The sequence below is a fragment of the Motilimonas eburnea genome (assembly GCF_021295345.1).
Lineage (GTDB): Bacteria > Pseudomonadota > Gammaproteobacteria > Enterobacterales > CBDFNC01 > Motilimonas > Motilimonas eburnea.
On record NZ_JAIMJB010000004.1, the window covers coordinates 184,567 to 195,804 of the forward strand.

Consider the following 11,238-nt stretch of genomic DNA (forward strand, 5'->3'; position numbering starts at 1 on the left):
GGCATCATGACTTACCTCGGCGTGTAGAATAATGCTTGAGGCAATTGCAACGACTTGGTTTAGTCGGCAGATTTAATGATGTCGACCACCGAGGAAGGCCGTAAAGCCGTTGACCCACTAACGGCATTATGACTTACCTTGGCGTTTAGTATAACGGTTAAGGCAAGCGCAACGGCTTGATTTAGTCGTCAGGTTTAGTGGTCAGATTTAATCATGTCGACCACTGACTAAGGCCGTAAAGCCGTTGATCCACTAACGGCATCATGACTTACCTCGGCGTGTAGAATAATGCTTGAGGCAATTGCAACGACTTGGTTTAGTCGGCAGATTTAATGATGTCGACCACCGAGGAAGGCCGTAAAGCCGTTGACCCACTAACGGCATCATGACTTACCTCGGCGTGTAGATTAATGCTTGAGGCAATTGCAACGACTTGGTTTAGTCGGCAGATTTAATGATGTCGACCACCGAGGAAGGCCGTAAAGCCGTTGACCCACTAACGGCAATATGACTTACCTCAGCGTGTAGTATAACGCTTGATGAAATCGCAACGACTTGATTTATTTGGCAGATTTTATGATGTTGACCACTGATTAAGGCCGTAAAGCCGTAGATCCGCTAATGGCATTATGACTTAACTTGGCGTTTAACGGATGTGACAGTCGCAACGACTTGATTTTATAAGTCGTTGCGACGATAGTATGGCAATCACTAACCAGCGTGAGTTAACCGATGCAGTCCAATCAACCGACCTCTTACATTAGCAAAGGCATGACGACAACCAAAGGTATGGCCACAGCCTTAGCTCTTATTGCCTTGTCTAGTTTGATACCGAGCCAAGCCAACCCCGTTGGCTCTAATCCAATTATTGATTGTCAATTCACTCGCTCTAGTGACCAATACGGAATAAACCAAGAAGCATTAGACCTTAAATTTGAAATCGACCCACAAGGCCCCGCTGGCTTTTTAATTGAGAGCTCAGGTGCCATTAAGGAGGTCAAACTTATCTACAAAGGCAATGGCGCAGTCTTTATTGATGAAAGCAGCACGGGCGAAGTGTTTGTTACCTCAATCGATCGCCATTTAAATGCAGTGCACTCCAGCCACCGAGTCAGCCTGCAAGGTTCACTGTTTGCGAAACAATACTACGGGCGTTGCAGCAGTAATAAACCTTGGTCTTAACTTAACAGCTCACTTACGCACCTTGTGTTCCAGCTAAAGACTGGAGCTTGGCCGCGGCAAGGTGAAAGGAGCATAAAACGCCCTATTAAGGCTGATAATGTTTGGCTAAAATGTGTAGCAAAGCGAAACCGAGCCAAACATTAGCAGTCCCGCTGGAACAGTTTGTTATACCTTTCTGCTCTTCCAATTTCGTTTTTCTACTTGTCTAACATTTTCAACTCTCTTTAATTCTTCAAGATATATGATTAAGTCAAGTAGCTCTTCATCTCGTTGATCTCCCACAAACTCACAAACTCTAACTAAATTACCATAGTTTCTAATGAGCTTCTTAGGAGTATCATCTACCATGATCATCGATTCTAAGGAATATCCTTTTTTCTTTACCTTTTTAAGGTCTTTTACATAAAACCAATCATAGATTTCCGGATCAAATTTTCTTACACAACGTTCTCTTGACCAAACAAATTCTAAGTCATGATCCTCACCAAAAATCTGGTTAACGATCTTCGCAGCATATAGTTCATTAGATGAAGTCCAAACAGCAACTAAAAATTCATCAAGACAGTACTCCAAAAACTCTTTTAAGTATGGCCTCTTATATACGAAATATTGTCCTGCTATAAAACTATGCCCCATATTCAGCTTATTTTCAGTAGCGTAGATTAACGTTTCGTCTAGATCTAATATTAGTAATTTCTGCTTCATGCTCGACAAAGGTATAACAGCTCTTTTAACCAACAAACTCAATCAAACTCTGCTGACCATCCAACATGGCTCAAGGATATTCGTTCCATAGTAGGTCAGTTTAGAGACCCTAGTTCACGCAGCATTTACTTAAACCTCACCGAATGTTGCATGGGGGCAGGCACTCGCGAGCCTTCCTTTAACAGCGTTGACTAAGTGAATAGGCACATAAAAGTCCACAGCGCCATTGGAGCTATTAAAGAGTGATAAACGCGTACCGTTCATCAGATCCGTTGAAAGCTGTACGCGAACGATAGACGAGGCTTTTATCACCTTCCCTCGCGCTCTAAACAAGCGCTCGATAAAAAACTGGCGAATGGTTATTTCGTCCCCCTCTATCTCGATAACGGCATCAAGACTTGAGCATCTTTGTTCGAAAAGCCCATTCAACAAAGGAAAAACAAAGGCGACACACAAGACAAACACGATAATAAAAACAATAATATTCATAACCTTAACACCAAAAATCAACCCTGTCAGCCGTGGCTTGAATTATAAAGGCCTATGGCAGCGGCCAGTAACTTGCTTGCACTTATACACAACACAGGGGGCTGTCATTGACTTCACTTAGCCGTGGGTTGCCATGGCACAACTAAACACTGCTACCTACACCTTGTTAATTCGGTGAGATGAAGAGCGAAAACACGAACAGCAACAAAAAATAACAAATACATCATCGACAGCCAAGTGTCCTCAGTGAATAATAGCGGTTTTGCTCAACATGGACTCTTTATGAAATTACTTACCTTGATGATGGCCACGTTTGTATTCTTAAGTGGCTGTCGTGTCGCCGATGAGGTCGGTACAGCGGCTAAAAATACCAGCACAGAACGCGTATGGGTGTTTGCCCAATTTAATGTTCCCGAAGAAAACGATGGTTTAGAAAGCTATTACTACTATGGTAATGTCGCGAAACCCTTATTTGACGCCATCAGTGATAATCAAATTGAAGATGGCTTTATCATTTTAAAAAAAGTGCGTTATTGGGGTGATGATGATCGGGTGCATGAATATCAAGATAGCCAAGACAGTGGTGATTTGGTTTTTCGTATTGCCGATATTCGACGCATTAAACAAATCAAGCAAGATCCCCTACTCGATCCCGCCAATAAACAAGAAGTGATTGAGTTTCAGCAATAAACATACTGAAATACCTTACTTTTATTGCAGTAAGCCATTGCGAACTAGGCCGCGACGTACGTTGCGGCAAAGTTTAATAAAACGCTCAAGATCGGCGAAATTGGGCTTTTGCCCCTGCGCCATGCTTATCCTCCAACTGATGATTTCCATTTCCACCAAGTCTAATAACTTCTTGGTGCAAACCTCACAATGATCACTGCATATACTCGACTCGGGCGCTTGAAACGGAAACTCGGCTTCGACCTTTGCCATCATGGTTAGCATCACTTGTTCACAACTGGGTTTAGTCATCTTCTATCGCGCAAACGAAAAAGGGAAGCAGCGCTTCCCTTTTTGTTATGTCACTCTATCCAGGGCTTATTGCCAAACATATAGATTAAATAGCTTTTTACCGCGCTTGATCAGGGTAAATTTACCGTACAGGGCATCGGCCTTATTAATAACCGCTTCGGTCTCAGCGACTTTTTCACCATTAACCGCTACCGCGCCGTTACCGATAAACTCACGCGCCATCTTGTTTGATTTGGCTAACTCAGAAGCCGTTAGCAGTTCAACTAAACTTTTCTCATCGCCTTCCACTTGGGTGCTTGGCAAACCATCTAGGGCTAGTTGCGCTAAATCCGATTCGCTTAGGGAAGTTAAATCGCCTGAGAACAAGGCATTAGTAATGCGCTCAGCCGACGCTAGGCCTTCTTCGCCGCGTACTAAACGTGTTACTTCACGGGCTAACACTTGCTGACCTTCAGGACGGCCTTGAATGGTTTTGTCTTTTTCTTCAATCGCGGCGATTTCTTCTACCGATAAGAAGGTGAAGTAACGAAGGAACTTGTACACGTCGGCATCGGCTGTGCCTAGCCAGAACTGGTAGAAGGCGTAAGATGAGGTTTTGTTTTCATCTAACCAAATGGTGCCCGACTCGGTTTTACCAAACTTGGTGCCGTCTGCTTTCGTCACTAATGGCAGTGTTAAACCAAACACTTGGTTTTTGTTCATGCGACGAGTTAGCTCGGTACCGCCTGTGATGTTACCCCATTGGTCAGAGCCACCAATTTGTAGGGTACAGTTTTTGTCACGGTTTAGCGCCGCAAAGTCGTACGACTGTAACAGCATGTAACTAAATTCGGTGTAAGAAATACCAGAGCCTTCACGCTCGATACGTTGTTTCACCGATTCTTTTTGGATCATGGCGTTAACGCTGAAGTATTTACCCACATCACGTAAGAATGAAATCGCGTCAATTTGGCCAATCCAATCTAAGTTATTAACCACTTCGGCGCCGTTTTCTGCGTCGTTGAAATCAACAAAAGCACTCACTTGCGCCTTGATTTTTTCTACCCAGCCTTCAACCACATCTGTGGTGTTTAGCTGGCGTTCAGCCGCTTTAAAGCTAGGGTCGCCAATTAAGCCGGTCGCTCCGCCCACCAGCGCAAGGGGCTTATGGCCATATTGTTGAAAGCGCTTTAAAACCAAAAGTGGCACTAGGCTACCAATGTGCAGGCTGTCGGCAGTGGGATCGAAGCCACAATACAGGGTGCGACAACCTGTTGAAAGGTGCTCTGCTAATTCTTCATCAGCGGTACACTGTGCAATCAGCCCGCGGGCTTGTAAGTCTTTCAATAGTTCATTTGTTGCTGTCATCGCGAAACCTGTTTCGTTATTAATATAAATCTAAAATGGGGCTCGATTTTACACACTTGCCATGGCAAAAAACAGGCTCAACCTAGTTTGTTTGTGGATTTTGACCGCTTTTTTCAAGCTTAGTTGACGTTAAAGGCTGTCAATCCGAGTCGATTTAGCCCAGCTTCCAATATGGCTATCAAATTCGATTGTGCTAATATCCCATTAATTCTTTTTTACATAGTGAAATCATTAACATGAAAATTGGCATTATCGGTGCAATGGAGCAAGAAGTTGAGCTACTTCGCGCGCAATTAGAGCAAGCTGAAACCAAGGTTATTGCAGGTTGTGAGTTTTACCACGGTCAATTAAATGGCGTTGAAGTCATCTTAACTAAATCCGGTATAGGTAAAGTAGCTGCGGGCGTTGCTACAACCTTACTACTTGAGTTATATCAACCTGATGCTGTGATCAACACAGGCTCAGCCGGTGGTTACGATCTAAGCTTAAAAGTCGGTGACGTGGTGATTTCTTCAGAAGTGCGTTATCACGACGTGGATGTGACTGCGTTTGGTTATGAAATGGGCCAAGTGCCACAACTGCCTGCGGCCTTTTTGCCCGATGCTAACCTAGTGCAAGTAGCGAAAGGTTCGGTTGCCGCCGTTGATCAAACGGTGAAAGTGATCGAAGGCCTGATTTGTACCGGCGATACTTTTATGGCCGATCCCGCTAAAGTGGAATACGCGCGCAATAACTTCCCGACCATGGCAGCGGTTGAGATGGAAGCAGCCGCCATTGCACAAGTGTGTCATCAATTTAAGGTGCCCTTTGTGATTATTCGTTCTCTTTCGGATATTGCCGGCAAGGAGTCGAGCCAGTCTTTTGACGAATACCTCGTCGTGGCGGCGAAACATTCAAGCCTGATGATAGCCGAGATGGTTAAACGCCTTGGCTGATCCCATCATCAAGGCTCAAGCCCATACTCCCGGCGATGTGAGCGTCGATGCCTAGTTTGCTCGAGCTTTATCAAATGATGCCAAACCAACTAATGTTAGTGTTAGCGGCTTTGGTATCATTTTATTTCCCCCTACCACTGCAATATCATCCCTCTACGACCTTTGGCTTGTTATTGCAATTAATCGGCAATCGGGTCGCCAATCCACAAAATAGTATTTCTCAGCAGCAACTTGCCGGGGTTCTAGGGTTAGTTGTGGTGCTGGTGCCCAGCCTTGCTTTAGTGATCGCCCTTAAACAAGTGCTGTTTTTTGAAGATGCGTTTGATTTTCTGTTACTGCTGTTTTTATTTGAATGGCGTGCTTACAGCAGTACTTATCAAGCGTGTCGCCAAGCGCTGCTGGTTACCGATAAGCCAAGTGCCCGCGATGGCTTAAGCCAGATAACCCTGCGTGATGTCGATAGTTTATCCTTACTTGGATTACAAAAAGCCGCAGCAGAATGCTTAACCCTGCAAATAACTCATCGCTGGTTTGTGGTGTTTTTCTGGTTTGCTATTGGCGGTATTTACGGTGCCCTACTTTGCCGTTTGCTCCAGCTTTGTAGTTTTTACTGGAATAGAAAGAAAGCACGTTATCGTCACTTTGGCATCGCCGCTCAGCAAACGTATCAATTGATCGCGTTTGTGCCCTGTTTATTATTGGCGGCGACCTTAAGCTGCTATGGCAATACCCTTTACGCCCTTAAAAACTGTTTACGCCAAGGCGCGAGTTGGCCAGCCTTGAGCTCTGGAATGGTATTAAGTGCACTGGCAAGCAGTTTAAAAGTGCAACTGGGCGGACCGAGAATTTATGACACCATCAAGATGCGTTTTGCCCTGTTAGGCACGGGCGATAACATTAACCAAGGCCATTTGAAGCCGGTTTATTCACGCTTACATCAAGCGGCTTGGTTGTGGTTAGTCGTTTACATATTAATCAACTTAGTACTGTGGCTAATGCAGCAGCCTAACATGCAGTATGGGAGCTAACATGGATCGCATTAAACTTGTTCTAACCTTAATTTTGACCCTATTTTCAGCCCTTGTTTTCGCAAATAACCCGGTGCCCTTGGTGAGCCAACAAGACTTTCTCAGTTGGCAGCAAACCGGCAAGGCAATGCAAATTGTTGACGTACGCAGCCCAAGTGAATTCGCCCAAGGCCATATTCAAGGCGCCATTAATATCCCGTATGACATGATAGAGCAGCAACTGGCTCAACTCGATAAATCAACCGACATCGTAGTTTATTGCCGCTCAGGACGCCGTGCCGCCATTGCCGAGCAAACGTTATTAGATCAGGGGGTTAAACAAGTGTTTCACTTAGAGGGGGATATACTGGGTTGGCAAGCTAACAAGCTACCTTTGGCAAAGCCCTAGCGCCAACATGAATATCAGGATCACTACAGCCCTAACATTAATATACCCAATCAACTTGAAGATGCATGTTTCAGAGCGCCACCGTATTTTCAATACTAGGCACACTAATGCAAATGTAGGCGCCTTCTAAATTAGCGTAACAACGTAGTGGAAGCAGGGTGGCGCACCCATGGCGCGCCCTTTCTTGATTATTGTCCTGCCGCGGCCACAAAAGCCATTTCAACCAAATAATCCGGGTCGGCTAATTCAACCTTAACGCAGGCGCGTGCGGGTGCCGTGCCCTCATCAAACCACGCATCCCATACCTCGTTGAGCTCAGCTAGGTTAGCAAAGTCCGTGATGTAGATGGTCACCGATAAGATGCGCGTTTTATCACTGCCCACACTGGCTAGCATGGATTCCGCTTGACTAAATACCTGTTTAACTTGATCTGCGATCCCGTTTGATAAATCACCTTCTGGCACCTCAACAAAATGTGCAATACCGTTAAAAACAGTCACATCAGACCAGCGTGTAGTTGGGTTAATACGTTGAATATCCATAAATTTCCTAGCTAAATAATCATCAAAGCCGATTCACTTTCACAGATGATGAGATTCAATATGAAAGCGAAAAGGCGAGTTTAACATGTTTTTTGCTTTACTCGCCCTCTGTTACGGATGATGGCTAGGTCCCTGATGATATAACCTTTAGTCTCTCACCTTAAAGCGCAGAGTCACTCTCGCTAAAGCTCTTTGTGAAACGCTTTCTCGAGCCCTTGTTCAAGCTCATGCTCAAGGCTTTGTTGCAGTTCTTCCTCCAGCGCTTGCTGCGACAGTTCATCGAACTCAATGGGCAACACTTGCTCAGTCATCAACTTACCGCCAGCATTTACCTGAGCCGATGCTTGCTTGAGTAATTGTGCTTGTGCTTCCTTAAGGGCTTGGGCGAGCACTTGCCGCTCTAAATACGCAGGATCCGTGTACTTGATTAGTTCTTTTGGCCAAGTGGGGATAACTTGTTCCATTTGCTGGTTTAACACTTTTTCAGCAAAAACCGTTGGTGAGCCAACACTGATCAACATCACCGCCATTTGATTGGTTTCGGCATTCCAAACCAAACCCGCTTTTTCCGCTAATTCAGGCACCGGCGTATAATTGGACACGAGGTAATACAAGGGGCCTTGTTGTTGGATTTCATTGGCGGTATCGAGTAAAGCCACTGCCGTAGCATAGTGCTCACCCAGTAAAGGCACCATGCGACTTTCAACAATAGGCTGCTTCAGTAAATTGACTTCTTTAGGGTCTAGGCCCACTAATGGTTTTAGCAGTGCCCACATTAACTGTCCTTGAGGTGATAATAACAATAACGGCGCAGCACAGGCATTTAGAAATAATACCCACCACAATAAGTGAAGAGGCCGACGAAGTATGAGTATCCATTTACCCAAGATAGGTTTGCTCCAATCAACGCCGGCACGTCGCCGGCGGCGGATTATAGCGAGCAAATTTTAAACAATCGAGTATTATTTCAAAGGAAGAATACGTTTTTTTTCATTCACTTAAGCAAACGTCACCAAGAGTAAAAACCGCCTCTTAATCAGTTATTTAAAGGCAAGTGTCAAACGATTTTGCGCATTCAGCGCCGCCATTAAAGGCGATGAAAAAGTGATGAAACTCGCCTTCGCTTCACCCGTTAAGGACTCGGCTTGAGGCAGCTTCACGGTTTTCGGATTGGTGTGCACACCGTTAACAAGAAATTCGTAATGTAGGTGAGGTCCTGTCACGCGTCCCGTTGCGCCTACCGTGCCAATTTTATCACCTTGTTTAACACGCTGGTTTTGCTTAACTAAGCGTTTATTTAAGTGTAAGTATTTAGTGATGTAGCTAGAGCTATGTTTGATCACAACATAATTACCATTAAACTTGTTGTAACCTGAAGTGATAACCTTACCATCACCGGCTGACACCACAGGGGTGCCAGTTCGTGCTGCATAATCAATTCCGCGGTGCGCTCGAACCTTACCTGTTACGGGATGACGACGTTTGGGGTTGAAGTTGGAACTGATATATTTAAAGTTAACTGGCGCACGTAAAAAAGCCTTACGCATGGCCTTGCCCTCTGGCGTGTAAAAGCTGCCATCTTCACTTCTCACCGCCTGAAACTTTTCTCCTTGATTGATGAATTCTGCCGCTAAAATGTTACCTGTTTTCACAAACTCTCCCTGTGAATATAAGGTTTCATAAAGCACAGCAAAGCTATCGCCTTGGCGTATATCTAAGGCAAAATCCACATCCCAACCAAATATATTAGCGAGTTCCATGATCACACTGGGCTCTAAACCACTGTTCATCCCTGCATTCCAAAAGTTAGAGACAATATCGGCGCGGGTAAATGCGGTGCGGGTTTCGAGTTCAAGAGTGTCTACTTCAACATTAAACCCGGTTGCTCCCTTAGTGACCACGAGCGTCTCGGTACTATTGTAGGGATAACGCAATTGCTGCAACTTACCGTTTTCGGTCAAGGTAAAGTGCAAGGTATCGCCCGGGTGGATCCGCCTTAGCTTATGAGCATCTCCCCCTAAATTATCTATGCGAAATAAGGTTTTAGCACTAATGCCCGCACGCTCAAAAATCAGCGCTAAGCTGTCGCCTGGCGCGACGGTGATTTCTTTATTGGACCACTGCTGAGTTTGGCTTGAAGCGCTCAAGGATGAGACTTCAGGCTGCGTCAATGACAAAGGTAGCGGGTATTTTTTGCCTACCTGATACTTTTGTTGGCCGGGCTCAAGTATTGCCTCTATGGCTTGTTCGTTTATTGATGATGTTGTCGTACTCGCGGCCAGTGTCACGGTTTCACTGCTAGCAGCTTGCAAATACCGACTGGATAAGACGCTAAAGCCAATGACAAAACACACTAAGATAAGGCTATATATATTGTTAATACGAAAACTGGAAGACATCTAAACCACACTGAACCCAAACTTTAGACTGATGGATTCTATCTATTGCGGCTCAGTTTAGCCATGCCCGCTCAGCTTGGGGTCACGTTTGAGCTCTCAATTTTAAAACTTAATCCAGGGTTCTGGGCTTTAATTGCGCGTAATCGAAGAGATCTTGATGAGAAGTGACCAGCTGATCTTTAACATTAATGGTGAGGATGGTAACCATAGGCAAGCTAAACTCGATGGTTTGCTCGGGAAAGCCATAAAGGGATCCTTCTCCGCGATAATGGTAGGTACCGATAAAGACAGCCACTTTTTTCGCCACAAAAAATTGGCTTTGCTCAAACCTTGCTTGTACCATACCTTGGTTGGCCCGATGCAAAAATGCCAGTATCTGACGTTTCCCCTTGTAACTTTTGCCCGCAGTACTGTCGGTCAAGGTTGACTTTTCACTGAGGTAATTGCCTAACTCAGTATAATTCCCCGCCATTAACAGTTGCATATAGTGCTGTGCTAAAGCCTCACGAGACAGGGCCGGTAATGGTTGCGCTGACAGCGTCACTGCCCAGCAGATAAGGGCGATGGCGCTAAAAAAACGTAACGAACCGGCAAACATGGATCACCTTCTTAAGTTAAAAACAGGCAATGATAAATGCCAACGAAGGGCAGCTAAACGCAAGCTTAGTGTCCCTGTCATGGCGATTCCTAATGCCCAACCATCATCAATGCCAAGGTACAAACTGCTGGTGTATAAAACGCCACCCAATATAGAGGCCGTTGCATATATTTCTTTTTGCAACACAAACGGGATTTGTCCTGCTAAAACATCGCGGATCATGCCGCCGGCAACGCCCGTGATCACCCCCATGACGACGGCCACTACAGCGGGCAACTCATAAGATAAGGCCTTTTCAGCCCCTATCACAGTAAACAAGGCTAAACCGAAGGCGTCAAGAACGGGCAATAAAAAGCTCGGCAGACGATGGGCCTTGCGCGCCGTTAACATACTGATCAAGGCGGTGGCAAAAATCACATATAAATAAATGGTTTCGTTGATCCAAAAAACAGGCACGGCCCCAATTGCCATGTCTCGAATGGTCCCCCCACCGATGGCTGTCACTGAAGCTAACACCACCACGCCGATGGGATCCATTTTTAGCCTGCCGGCCACCAGCACCCCAGAAATGGCGAAAACAATACAACCAAGTAAATCAGAGAAAAAAACAAATTGAGCAAGCATGAGTTGGATGGCAATCAGTC

Annotated in this window: 14 protein-coding genes; 5 read left to right on the forward strand and 9 right to left on the reverse strand. The window is 45.3% G+C overall.

The window, feature by feature from the left end:
• Positions 1–732 precede the first annotated feature (732 nt).
• The gene (locus K6Y21_RS05685; protein ID WP_233070809.1) at positions 733–1,182 is read left to right on the forward strand and encodes a hypothetical protein; all 450 of its coding nucleotides are present in this window, start codon (positions 733–735) and stop codon (positions 1,180–1,182) included.
• 165 nt (positions 1,183–1,347) lie between these two features.
• Here the strand turns inward: K6Y21_RS05685 and K6Y21_RS05690 are convergent, their stop codons facing one another.
• Positions 1,348–1,887 carry an HAD family hydrolase gene (locus tag K6Y21_RS05690; RefSeq protein ID WP_233070810.1) on the reverse strand — a complete coding sequence of 180 codons (540 nt, stop codon included), beginning with the start codon at positions 1,885–1,887 and terminating at the stop codon, positions 1,348–1,350.
• A 129-nt stretch (positions 1,888–2,016) separates the two neighbouring features.
• Entirely contained in the window at positions 2,017–2,376 is a 360-nt protein-coding gene (locus K6Y21_RS05695; RefSeq protein ID WP_233070811.1) for a hypothetical protein, read from the reverse strand.
• A 282-nt stretch (positions 2,377–2,658) separates the two neighbouring features.
• Here K6Y21_RS05695 and K6Y21_RS05700 point away from each other — a divergent pair, with 282 nt between their 5' ends.
• Complete coding sequence (locus K6Y21_RS05700; protein ID WP_233070812.1) at positions 2,659–3,066, forward strand: hypothetical protein; 408 nt, start codon at positions 2,659–2,661, stop codon at positions 3,064–3,066.
• Between the two features lie 21 nt (positions 3,067–3,087).
• Here the strand turns inward: K6Y21_RS05700 and K6Y21_RS05705 are convergent, their stop codons facing one another.
• Positions 3,088–3,357: a hypothetical protein gene (locus K6Y21_RS05705; RefSeq protein WP_233070813.1), complete on the reverse strand. Its 270-nt coding sequence runs from the start codon at positions 3,355–3,357 to the stop codon at positions 3,088–3,090.
• 66 nt (positions 3,358–3,423) lie between these two features.
• The gene (gene tyrS, locus K6Y21_RS05710; protein ID WP_233070814.1) at positions 3,424–4,704 is read right to left on the reverse strand and encodes a tyrosine--tRNA ligase; all 1,281 of its coding nucleotides are present in this window, start codon (positions 4,702–4,704) and stop codon (positions 3,424–3,426) included.
• 236 nt (positions 4,705–4,940) lie between these two features.
• Between tyrS and mtnN the strand changes: the two genes are divergently transcribed.
• The 3 genes from mtnN to K6Y21_RS05725 are packed head-to-tail and all read left to right on the forward strand — an operon-like array spanning position 4,941 to position 7,055.
• A complete protein-coding gene (gene mtnN / locus K6Y21_RS05715; protein WP_233070815.1) occupies positions 4,941–5,639 on the forward strand; it encodes a 5'-methylthioadenosine/S-adenosylhomocysteine nucleosidase in 699 nt (232 codons plus the stop codon).
• A 47-nt stretch (positions 5,640–5,686) separates the two neighbouring features.
• Positions 5,687–6,667 (forward strand): cobalamin biosynthesis protein CobD/CbiB, encoded by a 981-nt coding sequence (locus K6Y21_RS05720; protein ID WP_233070816.1) that lies wholly within the window; start codon positions 5,687–5,689, stop codon positions 6,665–6,667.
• A 1-nt stretch (position 6,668) separates the two neighbouring features.
• Positions 6,669–7,055, forward strand: a complete 387-nt coding sequence (locus K6Y21_RS05725) for a rhodanese-like domain-containing protein (RefSeq protein WP_233070817.1) — start codon at positions 6,669–6,671, stop codon at positions 7,053–7,055.
• 188 nt (positions 7,056–7,243) lie between these two features.
• On the opposite strand, the gene K6Y21_RS05730 is transcribed toward K6Y21_RS05725, so the two are convergent.
• From K6Y21_RS05730 to K6Y21_RS05750, 5 genes are all read right to left on the reverse strand, one after another.
• A complete protein-coding gene (locus tag K6Y21_RS05730) occupies positions 7,244–7,597 on the reverse strand; it encodes a RidA family protein (RefSeq protein ID WP_233070818.1) in 354 nt (117 codons plus the stop codon).
• 182 nt (positions 7,598–7,779) lie between these two features.
• Entirely contained in the window at positions 7,780–8,373 is a 594-nt protein-coding gene (locus K6Y21_RS05735; RefSeq protein ID WP_233070819.1) for a hypothetical protein, read from the reverse strand.
• A gap of 264 nt (positions 8,374–8,637) precedes the next feature.
• Positions 8,638–9,996 carry a peptidoglycan DD-metalloendopeptidase family protein gene (locus tag K6Y21_RS05740; protein ID WP_233070820.1) on the reverse strand — a complete coding sequence of 453 codons (1,359 nt, stop codon included), beginning with the start codon at positions 9,994–9,996 and terminating at the stop codon, positions 8,638–8,640.
• Between the two features lie 109 nt (positions 9,997–10,105).
• Entirely contained in the window at positions 10,106–10,594 is a 489-nt protein-coding gene (locus tag K6Y21_RS05745; RefSeq protein WP_233070821.1) for a nuclear transport factor 2 family protein, read from the reverse strand.
• 3 nt (positions 10,595–10,597) lie between these two features.
• On the reverse strand, positions 10,598–11,218 hold the full coding sequence (locus K6Y21_RS05750; protein WP_233070822.1) for a trimeric intracellular cation channel family protein: 621 nt from the start codon (positions 11,216–11,218) through the stop codon (positions 10,598–10,600).
• Positions 11,219–11,238: the final 20 nt, after the last annotated feature.